10 protein-coding genes are annotated in these 14,895 nt (G+C 69.4%); 6 read left to right on the forward strand and 4 right to left on the reverse strand.

From position 1 onward, the window contains the following. Positions 1-2: 2 nt before the first annotated feature. The gene (locus tag ACFYNS_RS19505; protein WP_360296261.1) at positions 3-707 is read right to left on the reverse strand and encodes a hypothetical protein; all 705 of its coding nucleotides are present in this window, start codon (positions 705-707) and stop codon (positions 3-5) included. Further along, complete coding sequence (gene eccE / locus ACFYNS_RS19510; RefSeq protein WP_360296258.1) at positions 707-2,086, reverse strand: type VII secretion protein EccE; 1,380 nt, start codon at positions 2,084-2,086, stop codon at positions 707-709. Before eccE ends, ACFYNS_RS19505 begins: the two co-directional genes overlap by 1 nt. A 248-nt stretch (positions 2,087-2,334) precedes the next feature. On the opposite strand from eccE, the gene eccB reads away from it, so the two are divergent. The 6 genes from eccB (at position 2,335) to ACFYNS_RS19540 (ending at position 10,049) form a co-directional block, all read left to right on the forward strand. After that, positions 2,335-3,855 carry a type VII secretion protein EccB gene (gene eccB / locus ACFYNS_RS19515; protein WP_360296255.1) on the forward strand — a complete coding sequence of 507 codons (1,521 nt, stop codon included), beginning with the start codon at positions 2,335-2,337 and terminating at the stop codon, positions 3,853-3,855. A gap of 17 nt (positions 3,856-3,872) precedes the next feature. Next, the gene (mycP, locus tag ACFYNS_RS19520; RefSeq protein WP_360296252.1) at positions 3,873-5,210 is read left to right on the forward strand and encodes a type VII secretion-associated serine protease mycosin; all 1,338 of its coding nucleotides are present in this window, start codon (positions 3,873-3,875) and stop codon (positions 5,208-5,210) included. A 243-nt stretch (positions 5,211-5,453) separates the two neighbouring features. Beyond that, positions 5,454-5,999 (forward strand): hypothetical protein, encoded by a 546-nt coding sequence (locus ACFYNS_RS19525; protein WP_360296250.1) that lies wholly within the window; start codon positions 5,454-5,456, stop codon positions 5,997-5,999. Between the two features lie 1,915 nt (positions 6,000-7,914). After that, a complete protein-coding gene (locus tag ACFYNS_RS19530; protein WP_388604092.1) occupies positions 7,915-9,153 on the forward strand; it encodes a S8 family serine peptidase in 1,239 nt (412 codons plus the stop codon). Positions 9,154-9,225: 72 nt separating this feature from the next. Further along, the gene (locus tag ACFYNS_RS19535) at positions 9,226-9,618 is read left to right on the forward strand and encodes a WXG100 family type VII secretion target (RefSeq protein ID WP_019355908.1); all 393 of its coding nucleotides are present in this window, start codon (positions 9,226-9,228) and stop codon (positions 9,616-9,618) included. Positions 9,619-9,728: 110 nt separating this feature from the next. After that, positions 9,729-10,049: a WXG100 family type VII secretion target gene (locus ACFYNS_RS19540; protein ID WP_388604094.1), complete on the forward strand. Its 321-nt coding sequence runs from the start codon at positions 9,729-9,731 to the stop codon at positions 10,047-10,049. Positions 10,050-10,263: 214 nt separating this feature from the next. On the opposite strand, the gene ACFYNS_RS19545 is transcribed toward ACFYNS_RS19540, so the two are convergent. Continuing rightward, positions 10,264-10,530 carry a DUF397 domain-containing protein gene (locus ACFYNS_RS19545; protein WP_360296239.1) on the reverse strand — a complete coding sequence of 89 codons (267 nt, stop codon included), beginning with the start codon at positions 10,528-10,530 and terminating at the stop codon, positions 10,264-10,266. Between the two features lie 206 nt (positions 10,531-10,736). Next, entirely contained in the window at positions 10,737-14,711 is a 3,975-nt protein-coding gene (eccCa, locus tag ACFYNS_RS19550; protein WP_388604096.1) for a type VII secretion protein EccCa, read from the reverse strand. Positions 14,712-14,895: the final 184 nt, after the last annotated feature.

Here is a 14,895-nt window from a genome sequence, read left to right on the forward strand (position 1 = left end):
CGTCAGTCCAGTCGGCGCGGAGATCCCAGCAGCCCCGACTCCGCGTCGGTCGGCTGCGTCAGCGCGTACTGCCTCTCCCGTCGCGTGCACCACAGGGTGACGCCGTCGCCCAGTGTGGAGAGCGCCTGTACTTCCTGCGGCGGCAGTTGCATGATGCGTCCGACCTGCTGCGCCTCGTCCGGCGAGACCCGCTGGACACCGACCAGCGACGCACTCCGCAGCAACCGGGGCGCCACCGGGCTCAGATAGGGCAGCAGCGTCAGTACCGACTGCCACGGCATCGACGCCACCCGGCCCCGCGGAGGCCGCATCCCGCAGTCCCGGACGACCAGCACCGGGCTGCTCACCGTCGGCCCCATGGGCGGCACCCGCCCCACGTCGTAGAGCGAGATGCACTCCTGGCCCGCGCCCGCTGCCTGCACCAGGTTCGTCCACACCGGCGCCCGGCCCGTCTCCACTGCGACCCGGGCGCCCGCCCCGGCAAGCCGCAGCGCCAGCACCTGTGCCGTCCACAGACCGCCGACGAGCACCACGTCGTAGGGGGACGGGTGGTGGAAGCCGACCACCTGGGGGCGCCCTTCCGCGTCGTTGCCGACCACCACGCCGTCGTCCCCGATGGGGAGGGACAGTGCGGCCAACTGCTCGGCGGGCACCCCGTGTTCCGTGCGGCGCGGACCCATCAGTCCGCGCGACCAGCGGTCGGCCATCAGTGCACACCTCCCAGCGGCAGCGTCGCGAAGGCACCCGGCAGCTGCTCCCGGTCCAGCCGCACCAGCCCGACCCGCGCCGAACGCGCGCCGCGCTCCAGCTGCTGCCGGGCAGCCGCCAGTTCGTTGTCCGAACGCGCGGTCACCCGCACGTGCCCGCTCACCGTGACCGTGCCACGGCGCGTCGAGCGGCCCAGCGTCAGGCTGAAGGTCGTCGTCAGTGTCGGCGTCGAGGTCAGCAGCGCGACCAACCGGGGGAGCGGAGTGGCGGCCCGGCCCAGCTCGGGCCAGCGGCCGATCCCGTAGGTGGTGTGCCACCGGTCGTCGCACCGCCAGGCCCGCGTCGACTCGCTGGTCCGCCGGGTGGGAGCCGCATCCGGCCGGCTCGCCCTGGCCGTCGCCGCCGGGCTCACACACGCGGAGGTCGCCACCGCGGCCGTCAGATCCTGCTCGTTGAGCACCGTGGCGACGAAACCGGTCCCCGTCACCCGGCTGGCCAGGTGGTCGGCGGCGCGTATCAGGCAGCGCTGAGCGCCCTCCAGCCCACCGCCGCGCGCCTCGACCGCGTCGGGGCACAGCTCCGGGTCGAACTTCAGCGCCACCCAGGTCAGCCGCATCGCGGGCGAGCCCGTCTGCTCCTGCAGCGGCCCGTAGCTGCGACGGGCGACCGACTGCTCCGGCAGATGCGGGGCGGGTGCCGGCTGGACGTGCTGCACGATCTGCACGGACTCCAGGGTGATCCCGTCCACCTCGAGTGCGTCCTGCATCAGCTCCAGTGGCAGGGCGCGAGCCCCGAAGGCCGGGCGCAGCGCGCTGGGCGCGGCCTCGATCCGCACCAGCGCGGTGAGGAACGTCCCGTCGCCCAGCATCCCGACGGTGCGGCGCTTCTTGTCGACGTACGCGTATGTGCGCAGTGCCGGAGCACACTCCACCAGAGGCAGGAAGCTGGCGTCGATCCGCTCGCCCTCCTCGTCCAGCACCATCGCGGGCGTCAGCGGCTGCGCCGCAGCCCGCCGCCGGGCCCGCAGCGCCAGCAGCGTGCCGATCCAGTCGTGGACCGAGCGCTGGTGCCTGCGCATCACCGCCAGCGCGACCAGCAGGGCGGCGACCACCACGGCCGGGACCAGCAGCAGGCGGTCGACGGCGGCCGCGATCAGCAGCACCGCAACGGCCAGCTCCAGCAGCACAAGTTGTTGCAACTGAAACGGTCCGAGCCGACGGGTGCGCGATTCGGTGCGCAGGGTCGTCGAGGCGGGCACCCGGGGTCCGGGCCGGGGCGTCCGGGAGGCGGGCGCGGTGCCCTCCGGGCGCCGGGGGGCGCCCGGCCCCGAGCGGCTCGCGGTGCCTGCCGCGCCCCGCGCCCGCGTCGCAGATCCCATCCGAGAAGGCCCCCTCATGTCCGAATTCGCCCCCCTCGTCCGGGGTGTTGGGCGGGCGATCACGATACCGGAGCGGCACAAGGCAATCCCCAACCGGCATAGTAGGGGCCCGGCCCGACAATCGGCAGCGCCCGCGGGCGCCCGCCGGGCCGGTGGGCGGTACCGTTCCGGACCGGCCACCGCCGTCCGGGCCCCGGGCCCGGCGGCTGCGGGGGACAGCAGGGACTTCAGGGGAGCGTCTTTCACTCATGGCATCACGGCGCGACGAGCTCAATGCCTACACCTTCGCGAAAAAGCGGTTGGTGGCGGCGTTCCTCCAACCGTCACCGACAGGCAGCGAGGAAGGCGCGCCCCGGCCGCTGCGCGGGATCCTCCCGGGAGTCGTCGTCGGTGCGCTGATCCTCGCCGGTTTCGGCGCCTGGGGGATGTTCAAGCCGAAGGCACCCGAGGGCTGGGACACTCCGAAGGAGAAAGTCATCATCGGCTCGGAGTCGACCACCCGCTACGTCGTCCTCAAGACCGACGGCAAGGCGCAGCTCCATCCGGTGCTCAACCTGGCATCGGCCAAACTGCTGCTCGACCCGGGCAAGGGCGAAGTCGTCAAGGTCGACGAGAAGGTCCTCGACAAGGGCGACATCCCGCACGGCGCCACCCTCGGCATCCCCTACGCGCCCGACCGGCTCCCCGAGGGCAAGGAGGCCGGCGAGAAGAAGCGCTGGGCGGTCTGCGAGCGGCCCAGCCAGGGAGAGCGGGCCGTGCAGAAGGCGGCCTTCGTCCTGGCCGACCGCGACAAGGACGCGGTCGAGGGCGCCGACCGGCTGCACGGCGGCGAACTCATCTACGTCCAAGGGCCGGACGACCGGCTCTACGTCGTCGACCGGTCCGGCAACAAGTACCGTGTCGCCCGCGACGAGACCCTGCTGCGCGTCCTCGTCGGCGACCGCCGTCCCCAGCGCGTCTCCCGGGAGTGGCTGGCCACGCTGCACCCCGGCGACAACATCTCCTTCCCCCAGATCCGCGGCCAGGTGGGCGAGGAGGCGGGCGTCTCCGGCCTCGACCCGAACACCAACCAGGTGGGCACCGTCATCCGGTCGACCTCCGGCAACCACATGCAGCAGTACCTCGTGCTCTCCGGCAGGGTCCTGAAGATCAGTGACTTCATGGCGCAACTCCTGCTCGCCTCCGAACAGCTGCTGCCCCTCAAGCAGAACGGCGAGGCCACCACGGTGAGCGCCAGCGCCTTCTCGCCGTCCGGCAGCTACGGCGACAAACTCCGCTGGCCCGAGGAGAAGAGCTACGCCGTCAACTCCGCCAGCACCCGTTCCGGCAGCCGCAACGTGGCCTGCAACGTACTGCGCAAGGTCGACGGCAAGAGCGGCGCCACCACGCTCTCCACCTGGCTCGGCAAGGAGTTCCCCGAGCAGCTCCCCACCGGTACCTCCAGCGCCTACGTCACGCCCGGAACCGGCCAGCTGCTGCGGCAGTTCAAGGGCCGCAGTCCGGGTGTCGGCGGGATCTTCCTGGTCACCGACACCGGGCTGCGCTATGCGATGCAGAGCAACACCGACAGCGAGCAGGGCGACTCGGGCATCGGCGAGGACAGCAGGAAGTCCAAGCAGCAGAAGCAGCAGGCAGAGAGCCAGAACGCGCAGCGCAGGCTCGGGTACGAGAAGGTCAAGCCCGCGCCCGTGCCCGCCGAATGGGCCGCCTTCCTGCCCATGGGCCCGCGCCTGTCCACAGGTGACGCACAACAGCCGCAGGGCTCCTGAGCGGGGTGACGAGGACGATGCACAGCAGCGAGACGACACCCCCGGCCCCGGACGCCCGGCGCGGTGTCCGCCCGCCCCTGCTGCGGCAGCGCACCCGGCGTGCCCTGCGCCGAGCGGCGGCGACAGCGGCTGCCACGGCGGTCACGGCCTCCACACTGGTGATCACCGCCGCGCCTCCCGCCGCGGCGGACGTCAGCACTCAGTGCACCTTCCCCGCGAAGCCGTTCAAGGGCCGTCCCTGGTCGCTGCAGCGGGTCCTCCTCAACGAGCTGTGGCGGGACACCGACAAGGGCGCCGGTGTCCGGGTCGCGGTCATCGACACGGGCGTCGACATCGAGAACGAGCAGCTCACGGATGCCGTCGATGCCGACGCGGGGAAGAACCTGCTGCCCAAGAAGCCGAAGAAGGACAAGCAGACCGGACGCGCCACCCCACGCGGCAAGGCCAACGGGACCTCGGACGAGGTCGGCCACGGCACCAAGGTGGCGGGCATCATCGCCGCGCGCCCGGCCGACGACACCGGCTTCGTCGGCCTCGCGCCCAAGGCGACGATCATCCCGATCAAGCAGAACGACGCCAACGGCAGCGGCACCGCCCTCTCCCTCGCCGACTCGATCGACTACGCCGTGAAGGCCGGTGCCGACGTCATCAACATCTCCCAGGACACCGCCGAGGCCCTGAAGCCGGACTCCTCACTCGAGCGCGCCGTCCAGCGCGCCGTCCGCGCGGACATCGTCGTCGTGGCCTCCGCGGGCAACGATGGACTGGGCGGCAAGAACAAGGCCACCTACCCGGCCTCCTACCCCGGCGTCCTCGCTGTCGCCTCCTCGGACCGCAACAACGAGCGCGCACCCTTCTCGCAGGCCGGCGACTTCGTGGACGTGGCGGCCCCCGGCGTTGACATGGTCTCGACCGTCCCCAAGGGCGGCCACTGCGTCGACAACGGCACCAGCTTCTCCGCGCCCTATGTGGCCGGCGTCGCCGCACTGCTGCGCGCGAAGCACGACAAGGGCGCCGACAAGTGGTCCCAGCAGAACATCGTCGCGCAGATCGAGCAGACCGCGGAGCGCTCCATCCCGGGCCACGACCGCCTCGTCGGCTGGGGAGTCGTCGACCCGGTGGCCGCCCTGACCGAGGACAGCAAGCGCCTCGAACGCCCCGAGGCCGAAGAGGGCGTCGCAACGGGCAAGAAGCCGACACCCGCCAAGCTCCAGCTCGGGGAAACCGAGCAGGAACGGAACGAGAGGCTGGGAACCTACGTCCTTGTCGGCGGCGGCACCCTCGTCGCGGTGGTCGCCGGCACTTCGGTCGTCCTCCGCGACCGGCGCCGCAAGGGCGCCTCGGCGGGCGGCTGACAGCGGGCGCAGCCACCGGGCGACCGCCCGGCCCGTCGCTGTCGGAGGGGGTTGAGAGAATGTGAGCAGTGTGCCGCTTGCGTGTCACACGTTACGGTCCTGCTACACCAACTGCTGGCACCCTGTTTGCAGTTGGAACGTGCTGGACTCGCTACTACAGTGATGTGAGCGCTGTTTCCGCGGAACCGCCGAGCGCCGGAACCGCCGGAGAACGCGCAGAGGACCTGGCAGAAGGGGGGAGCCATGGGGGAGTTGGGTCCGGACGGCAGGGAGAGGCCGCCGCCGGTGCTGCCGCCGAAGAAGGCGTCGTCCTCCTCGAGCGGGGAAGGGGAACTGGAACGACGTGCTGAAGCGCTGAAGAAGCTGAAGAAGCGGATCGATGGTGTCATCGCGGAGCTGGACACCTCACCCGCCGCGAAGCACAAAGTCTCCAGTAGGCGCGTCACCCGGAAGTCACTCAGCGGGGAGAGCATCCGCTACGTGGAAGCGGACGACCTCTTCGCCAAATACGGAGAGGTACACGACACCCTCACGCTCCTCTCCTCCACCCTCCGGGACCAGATCGACGCGACGGGTATCGCCATCAAGGGCGTCGATCAAGGCTTCGACACCCTGGACGAGGACGAGAAGCGTCGCTTCTGGCAGATCCAGGCTAGGGCGCAGGCCGCGGAGGAGAAGTTGAAGCATCCGGACGGCGAGGGGGGCCGGGGCGAAGAAGGGCAGGACAAGGGCGGCAAGGCGCCTGCGGACAAGAAGTTCGAAGGAGACGCCGACGACGCCGAACGGTGATCGGCAGGCTTACGCCCGGGAACAGGAGGATGCATGGGCGGCAAGGGGAACAACGAATCGGTTGACCCATTCACAGGGAAGGGGTACACCGCTGATGAGATGCCGGAGGACCCTACACTCCCGGCGGAATTCAGCCCTTTTCTCAACCCGCCGACCACGCGGAAGCCTGAGCTCTTCCGTGCTCCTGGCGCCGGACCCTTGGCCCCACCGGCCGGCTCGGGTGGCACGGACTTCGAGCCCTACCGCCTCAACCAGATCGTGGACCTCGTCCAGGACGCCGTCCCGGAGGAACTGGAGAACGTCGGGGACGCTCTCTGGGACGCTGCCCGCGCCATCAGGAAGGCCGCGGAGGAGCTGAAGACCTACTTCGACGGGGCGGATTCCGGGTGGAAGGGGGAGGCGAAGGAACACTTCTCCAAGTGGGCCACGGGCCTTCACCGGGACACCCTCAAGCTCAGCGAATACGCGGGTGCTGCCGGTACGCAGCTCAAGGCGGCCGGCTTCGGTCTGTCCATGGTCCAGTCGTCGATGCCGGACCGGGACCCGAAGGAGGACAAGATCTTCGGGCCCTACGTCCCTCCCAAGATCACCGGCAAATCCACGCCTGAGCTGCGCGAGCGGGAGAAGAACCGCCAAGAGGCCATCCAGTTGGCGGACAAGCTGAGTTCGTATTACACGGTGGCGCTCACGAACATCAAGGCTGCGGAAAAGAGCAAGCCAACGTTCGGGGTGATGCCGCATGTGGGAGTGCCGCCGGTGTCTCCGGGCTTTGATCCAGACCACACGGGCGGTCCTGGCGGGGGAGGCGGTCAGGGACCGGTAGCAGCAGCGGCGCCCTATGCTGCCGGAAACTCTCCAGAAACGACGGATCACGCGGCCGCGGCTTATGTGCCTCATGGTGAGGAGGGAATCAGCAGGACCGACCCCCTTGCTCCCCACCACCGTCTCGAAGAGCCGATGCGCCCGGAGATGTCTGTGGCTACGGATATCGACAGCGCTCCTCCCGGGCCCGTCGTGAAGCCGATGGAGCCCGGCGCTCCGCCCCAGTTCCCTCCGACAACTGGCCAGCCCGGCATGCCGTCCGGTGGGCCTCCGAGCCCCGGCCCTGTTGTCGTTCCGCCAGGTAGCCCGCCGCCTGTAGGGCGGATGGTTCCGCCGATCGGCCGGGTTACACCTCAGCCCCCTGGCCGAATGGGCCCCGGTACGTCTGGGCCCCAACGGCCCTACATGCCGCCGACCAACGCTGGGCGGACCGGGCAGACGGGTCCCACCGGTCCTGGACGTCAGGCTCCGATACGGCCGGGGCCTGTGAGCCCGGGCACTTCAGCACCCACAAATCGGGACGCCGGTCGAACGGGACCCCGGGCGCCCGGACGTCCCGGACCGATGGGGGTTCCGCCGGGCACGACGGGCCCGAACGCGGGTGGTCGTGGAACGGACTCCGGCTCTGCTCGCGCATCGCAGCGTGGCGGGGTTGTGGGCGGTACACCGAGCCGCTCCGGTACCCGTGAGACTCCCGCAAGCTCGTCGAGGCAGCGTGGAACGGTCATCGACGGGCAGGGTGCGGCGGCCGCACGGCGGCCCATGGGAGTGACCCCGCCCGTCAATGCTGTGGGCTCGGGCGGAGCCTCCGGCGCGAGCGGTGGGCGGAGTGGGTCCGGCAAGAAGAAGGCGACCGGTCGTGAGGGCGTCGTGGGGGAACCTCGCGGCGACGAGTCCGGACAGCCGCTGGACGCGCGGGTTGCCATGCCCGGAGGCGCTGGTCTGGTGATGGGGGCCGGGCGGCCGTCGTCGGAGAAGGAACGGCGTCGGGAAAAAGGGCGCTCGGACACGTCTACGGGAGAGGAACCGCAGAGGCCGACCGAGCGGCGTGGCAGCGTGCCGCCGGTAATCGAGTGACCCGGTGAGAGCGTTCATGGCAGCAGGAACACGAGAGCATCGAAAAAGGCGCCGCATCCTTGCCGGAGTCGCCGCAGTCGGGGCGTGGACGGCCTGTTTCGTCGGACTCGCCACGAATGCGGGCGCGGAGGACGTCCAGGCCCAGGAGTGGCATCTCAAGGCGATGCAGGCCGAGAAGATATGGAAGGTCAGTACCGGTGAAGGGATCAAGGTGGCCGTCATCGACACCGGCGTCGATCCGACCACTGAGTCCCTCCAAGGCCGAGTACTTCCAGGCAGAGATGTCTCCGGCGCTCCCGGTGACGAAACACGGGATGACGTGGGCCACGGTACGACCATGGCCGAACTCATCGCAGGCTCCGGGAAGGGCGGAACCCTGAAAGGGCTTGCACCGGGCGCGAAGATCATTCCGATCCGCACCAACCTCAATGGCATGAAGGGTGCTGACAAAAAGAAAGAGCACCTCGGGGAAGCCATCAGGGCGGCGGCCGACAGCGACGCCCGCATCATCAATATGTCTCTTGGGGGGAGAGCTCCTCATCCTTCCATTCAGGAAGCGGTGGAGTATGCGGCTAAGAAGGGTAAGCTTCTGTTCGCGAGTACCGGGAATGACGCCCAGAAAGGCAATGAGGAGAACTGGCCTGCGGAGTATCGAGACGTAGCAGCCGTGGCGGCGACCAACAAGGCGGGTAAGGTTGCCGACTATTCCAACTATGGTGGGCACACGATCCTAGCCGGGGCGAGTGAAGGTCTTCCCGAATGGTGTGACGGCAAGAAGCTGAGCTACTGCCCTGGAGGGGGCACCAGTTCTGCCACCGCGATTGTCTCGGCCTCCGCGGCCCTGATCTGGTCCCATCATCCGGACTGGACGTCGAATCAGGTACTCCGGGTCATGATCAAAACCGCTGGCCTGAAAGGTGATGAGCCCAGCAAGTATCTGGGCTTTGGAGAGGTTCGCCCTCGCATGAACCTCCTTGAGGGCAAAGGCGATCCCGGCGACCCGGATATCAGCCCGCTCACCTGGGAGCGGACGCTGCACACGAAGCCGAAGGAGTCCGGCCAGAACTCGGACGCCAAGGGCCCCGGCAAGGAAGACTCGGACAAAGGGGCTGCCCCCGACAAGGTCGAGGTGGCAGACTCAGAGCGCGAAGACAGTGGCAACGCGCAGCTCTGGTGGGCAGTTGGGGCCGGCGCAGCGGTGCTTGTCATCGGCTGGGGGGCTGCTTTCGCGATCAGGCGAGCTCGTCGCGGATGACCGACCATGACCAACCACCACATCACCGTTCAACCGATGCGCCGAAGGCGCAACGATCCGTAGGGAGGCGCAATGGGTGACAAGCAGAATGTAGATGACAAGACTCTCAAGTCGCTGGCCAATGAGCTGGAAGAAATGATGGGGGCCATCTCCGGGCGAGTCACGCGCCTGAACCAGCTCATCGACAATCTCGAGGGCGCTTGGCAGGGTGTCGCCAAGGGAGCCTTCGACCGGGTGCAGCGGGGAATGAACGACGACCTCCGGGTCCAGCGCAGGATCATGGAAGGCTTCGTCGGGTCGATCCACGGGAACCTCGGCATCAAGGACTCGAACGAGGACGACATCGTCCAGAGCATGAACAAGCTCGGGAGCGGTGAGAACCCTCAGCACTTCTCGGCGACCGGGCCCGACACCACGCAGGGTTCACTGGCCGGGGCCTACTCCTCCAAGCTCAGCCAGATGTGACGGTCACGCCGCGCAGACCGTTCAGAAGCGAGCCCGTGTAACACAAGTAGCGCAGCGCGGCAGCACGACCGCGCTCCTTTCAGCCGCGAGCCGAGATGTAGGGGAATCACATGGGGTACAACAACGGCGATCACCTCAAGGTCACATACAGCAGTCTGGACGCTGCCGCCGACGCCATCATGAAGGAAGCGAAGCAGCTTCGCGCCGACATGGAACGGGTGCAGCAGAAGGTTCGCTCCGTCTCCGAGATCTGGGAAGGCGAGGGACAGCGGGCCTACCAGCAGGCCCAGCACGGCTGGGACCAGAAGGCCGACGACATCCAGAACCGCCTCCTGGCGATTGCTGCTGAAGTCCGGCAGGCCAGCGGCACATACCTCGCAGGTGACAAGCGCGGAGCGGCGATGTTCGACCAGTTCAACAGCCGCGGGTAACTGTCTCAGCGAATCCCGGCCCGAACGAACAGAAGGTGGGCGCGTGCGGGAGGCGCCCACCTTCTGCATCGTCATGTCAACCCGGTGAACATTGTGCTCGCCTTCAGCGGGTCACCTTTTCCCTCGTATCTGCGAGAGAGACCGGAGACGACCGCCGTGCCTGCCTTCTGACGCGTCGCCTGACGCGGACGGCGAGTCCGGCGAGCCTTAGCCGTTAAGCCCCCGTCGTCCCCCCGCCCTCGCGCGCACCCGGCTCCAGATCGAACTCCCCGTCCCGCGCGCCCAGCACGAACGCCTCCCACTCGGCGGCCGTGTAGCGCAGCACCACGTCCGGCTCTTTCGAGTTGCGCATGGCGACGGCGCCGCCGGCCAGGTGGGCGATCTCCACGCGTTCCTCCTCCGGACTGCCCGGGGCGCTCTCCCAGACCGCGTCGGAGATGTCCATCGCGTACAGCTCGTCCTTCTCCTGCTGAGTCCCCACCTGTGGCTCTCCCTTCGGGGCGTGCGTGCGGGCTCCAGCGTACGTGTGCCGGAGCCCGCCAACAGCGCTTTCCCGCCAGCGCCTCAGCGCCTCAGCGCCTCAGCGCCTCAGCGCCTCAGCGCCTCAGCGCCTCAGCGCCTCAGCGCCTCAGCGCCTCAGCGCCTCAGCGCCTCAGTCCCTCAGCCCCTTCTCGCAGGCGGGGACGCTCACGTCTCGTCCGGCAGCCAGCCCAGCTGCACCAGCGGTGTGCCCCGCTTGCGGGAGACGAAGAAGCCGCGGCCGGGGGGCATCGGGCGGGGGCGGACATTGCCCAGGAGGTCGCCCTCGCTCGGATCGCCGGAGAGCAGGACGCCCTGGGCGCCCAGCTCCTTGATGCGGGTCATGAACGACTCGAACATCGACCGGGAGGCACCTGCGGCGTTGCGGGCGATGATGAACCGGACGCCGACGTCCCGGGAGAAGGGCAGGTGCTCGGTGAGGACGGTCAGCGGGTTGCCGCTGGAGGTGGCGACCAGTTCGTAGTCGTCGACCACGATGAAGATCTGCGGGCCGGTCCACCAGCTCCGGTCGCGCAACTGCTGCGGGGTGACGTCCGAGGAGGGCGCGCGCCGGTCCATCAGGTCGCGGAGCGCGTTCATGTGCGTCTCCATCGTGTTGGACATCGGCGCATACTCCAGCAGATGGCTGTCCGGGATGGCGCCGAGCAGTGCCCGCCGGTAGTCGCCCACGACGATCTTCGCCTCGTCGCCGGAGTACCGCTCGCTGATCTGCTTGATGAGCAGCCGCAGCAGTGCCGTCTTGCCGGACTCGCTCTCGCCGAAGACGAGGAAGAAGGGGTCGGTGTCGAAGTCGACGAAGACCGGTTCCAGGTTGTTCTCGTCGATGGCGAAGGCGACCCCGCGTTCGGGGTGCTCCCCGCCGCCGGGCAGCCGGGCGGCCGGCAGTTCCCGGGGGAGCAGCCGTACCTGCGGTGCGGGCTCGCCCGGCCACTGGGAGGCGACCGTGGTGCACATCTCGGCGCTGGCGTCGGCGAGCTCTTCGTCGGAGCCGACGCCGTCCATGCGGGGGACGCCCGCCATGAAGTGCAGCGCGTCCATGGTCTGGCCGCGGCCCGGGACTCCGGGCGGGACGTTGGCGGCGACCTTGCGGTTGAACTCGGAGTCCATGGTGTCGCCGAGCCGCAGCTCCAGCCGGTTCATCAGGAGGTCCTTGAGGGCTGCGCGTACCTCCATGTTGCGGGAGGCGGTGATGACGAGGTGGACGCCGTAGCCGAGGCCGCGGCCCGCGATGTCGTTGACGACCTCGGTGAGGCCCTCGTAGTCGTTGCGGAAGTTGCCCCAGCCGTCGATGACCAGGAAGACGTCGCCCCAGGGCTGGTCGGTGATCTGGCCGCGTGCCCGGCGCCTGCGGTAGGTCGAGATGGAGTCGATGTTGTTCGCCCGGAAGTACTCCTCGCGGCGGTTGAGGATGCCGTACACCTCGGCGACCGTGCGGCGTACCCGTTCGGGGTCGAGGCGGGAGGCCGTACCGCCCACGTGCGGAAGGCCGGAGACGGACGACATGCCGCCGCCACCGAAGTCGAGCCCGTAGAACTGCACTTCGGCGGGGGTGTGGGTGAGGGCGAACGACGAGATCAGGGTCCGCATCAGGGTGGACTTGCCCGACTGGGGGCCGCCCACGACCAGCATGTGACCGGCGGCTCCGGAGAAGTCCAGATACAGCGGGTCGCGGCGCTGCTCGAACGGTTTGTCGACCAGGCCGACCGGTACCACGAGCTGGCCCTGCCGCGGATAGTCGGTGGCGGCCAGTCCGCGCCCCTCCACCGGGGCGAGCGGCGGCAGCAGTTCGTCCAGCGGCGAGGCGCTGTCCAGCGGGGGCAGCCACACCTGGTGGGCCGGGGTGCCCTGGCCTTCCAGGCGCCGTACGACCACGTCCAGCACGGTGTCGGCCAGCGCGTCGTCGTCCGCCGCGGCGGGGGCGGGCTGCGCGGGTACCGGCACGGTGTCCGGATCGGGGCGCTGCACGGCGACCTCGGCCGCGGTGAACAGGACGGGCCGCCGGTTCGGGGCCAGCGGGCCGGCGGGAAGGTCGTCGCCTCCGGTGCGGTGGACGCCGGAGACGTAGGCCGCCTTGAAGCGGGTCATCTCGTCGGTGCCGAACTTCAGATAACCCGAGCCGGGCACCGAGGGGAGGTGGTAGGCGTCGGGGACGCCGAGCGCGGCGCGGGACTCGCCGGAGGAGAAGGTCCGCAGCCCGATCCGGTAGGAGAGGTAGGTCTCCAGTCCCCGCAGTCGGCCTTCCTCCAGGCGCTGTGAGGCCAGCAGCAGGTGCACGCCCAGCGATCGGCCGATCCGGCCGATCTGGATGAACATGTCGATGAAGTCCGGCTTCGCGGTGAGCAGTTCGCTGAACTCGTCGATGACCAGCACCAGCGAGGGGATGGGGGAGAGCGGGGCGCCGGCCGCGCGGGCCTTCTCGTAGTCGTGGATGTTCGCGTAGTTCCCCGCGTCGCGCAGCATCTCCTGGCGCCGGTTGAGTTCGCCGCGGATGGAGTCGCCCATCCGGTCGACGAGGGTCAGGTCGTCGGCGAGGTTGGTGATCACGGCGGCGACGTGCGGCATGTGCGCCATTCCGGCGAAGGTGGCGCCGCCCTTGAAGTCCGCGAGGACGAAGTTGAGGGTCTCGGAGGAGTGTGTGACAGCCAGTCCGAGCACCAGGGTGCGCAGCAGTTCCGACTTGCCGGAACCGGTCGCGCCCACGCACAGCCCGTGCGGGCCCATACCGTCCTGTGCCGCTTCCTTCAGGTCGAGCATCACCGGCTGGCCGTCCTCGCCCACGCCGATGGGCACCCGCAGCCGTTCGGCCTGCGAGCGGGGCCGCCAGGTGCGGGAGACGTCGACGGAGGCGGCGTCTCCCAGGTTGAGCAGGTCGGTGAACTCCAGCTTGGCCAGCAGGGGCTCGTCCCCGTCGTCGCCCGAGCCCACCCGCAGCGGGGCGAGCTGCCGGGCCACGGCCTCGGCGGCCGGGTAGGAGAGGGCGTCCGGCGTCCCCTCGTAGACCAGGCCGTGCCCCGACTCCAGGCGCAGGCTGCGCGGGCCGACCACCACGGACAGGCTGCCGCGGGCCACGTCGATGTCGCCGGGGACGATCTCGACGATGGTGACGCCCTGCAGACCCTCGGGCGCGGACAGCAGCGAGTTGGGCAGTACCGAGGTGCCGTCCAGTACGACGACGAGGTGGGGCTGGTCCGGTGCCGGTTCGGCCGCGCCGTTGAACCGGGGGCGTCCCTCCAGCCGGGCGGCCAGGAGTTCCTCCAGTTCGAGGGTGTCGCCCACGATCAGCCGCCGCGAGCCCGCGCCGTCGGTCTCGCCCCTGGCCTGGGCGTGGGGCAGCCACTTCGCCCAGTCCCAGGCGGCGTAGGACTCGCGGCCCGACGCGACCGCGACCACCAGGTCCTCGGGGGAGTGCATCGCGCACAGCGAGCAGAGCAGTGCGCGGGCCGAGGCGTACACGGCATCGGGGTCGCCGCTGACGGTCATGTGGTAGAAGGCCCGCAGCGAGATGGCCATGGGCAGTCCGTCGAGGGTGGCGTGGGTGTTGATGAACTGGTGCATGGCACCGGCCGTCAACGGCTCCAACTCGTCCACCGGTGCCGTTTCCGGACTGACCAGCGGTGTGGCCAGTTGCTGCACGCCCAGGCCGATCCGGACCTGGCCGAAGTCCAGATCCGAGGGCCGCCGCTCCCACACCCGGCTGCCCTCGGCCACCAGGGACCACAACTGGTCCGGTGCGGGGTGCAGATAGAACTGGGCATCCCGTTGCTTGACCGCCGTCCTGCGCACCGTACGCCGCGTCTGTGCCAGGTACTTGAGGTAGTCGCGGCGCGACTGCGCCATCTCGCCCTGCGTGCCCCGGCGCATCCGGACGACCATGGCGATGACCATGGTGAGCGTCGAGAACAGCATCATGACGCCCATGATCTTCATCATCGGGTGGGAGTTCATGCCGGGCATGAGGAAGTACACGCTGGATCCGCCCATGCCGAGCATGGGCAGGAGCTGCATCCACATGCCCTCCTGCTTGCTCTTGGGCAGTTCGGGCGGCGGCTGCAGCTGCAGCTCCTCGGCGGGCACATCGGGAGGCAACGCCCGAGGCGGTCGCTTGACGACGATCTGGGTCACTCGCGCACCAATTTCCCTTGCGTTCCCTTGTGTTTCCTTGGGTTTCCTGCGTCCCTGGCACGGAAGGGGCGGTGCGGTGCCGGCACCCCGTGGTGACGTTCGCTCCTGACGGTCCCCCTCCGCGGCTGGCGATCCTAGTGGCACAGTGAGTTGACCGGGAGCGGTAGGGTGTCGCGCGCTGCCG

Origin of the sequence: Streptomyces sp. NPDC006925 (assembly GCF_042869575.1) — a bacterium.
Taxonomy (GTDB): Bacteria; Actinomycetota; Actinomycetes; order Streptomycetales; family Streptomycetaceae; genus Streptomyces.

What these genes read in the sequence shown, in the direction of transcription:
- ACFYNS_RS19505 (WP_360296261.1), bottom strand. Translation starts at nt 707, where the DNA reads ATGGCCGACCGCTGGTCGCGCGGACTGATGGGTCCGCGCCGCACGGAA.
- eccE (WP_360296258.1), bottom strand. Translation starts at nt 2,086, where the DNA reads ATGGGATCTGCGACGCGGGCGCGGGGCGCGGCAGGCACCGCGAGCCGC.
- eccB (WP_360296255.1), top strand. Translation starts at nt 2,335, where the DNA reads ATGGCATCACGGCGCGACGAGCTCAATGCCTACACCTTCGCGAAAAAG.
- mycP (WP_360296252.1), top strand. Translation starts at nt 3,873, where the DNA reads ATGCACAGCAGCGAGACGACACCCCCGGCCCCGGACGCCCGGCGCGGT.
- ACFYNS_RS19525 (WP_360296250.1), top strand. Translation starts at nt 5,454, where the DNA reads ATGGGGGAGTTGGGTCCGGACGGCAGGGAGAGGCCGCCGCCGGTGCTG.
- ACFYNS_RS19530 (WP_388604092.1), top strand. Translation starts at nt 7,915, where the DNA reads ATGGCAGCAGGAACACGAGAGCATCGAAAAAGGCGCCGCATCCTTGCC.
- ACFYNS_RS19535 (WP_019355908.1), top strand. Translation starts at nt 9,226, where the DNA reads ATGGGTGACAAGCAGAATGTAGATGACAAGACTCTCAAGTCGCTGGCC.
- ACFYNS_RS19540 (WP_388604094.1), top strand. Translation starts at nt 9,729, where the DNA reads ATGGGGTACAACAACGGCGATCACCTCAAGGTCACATACAGCAGTCTG.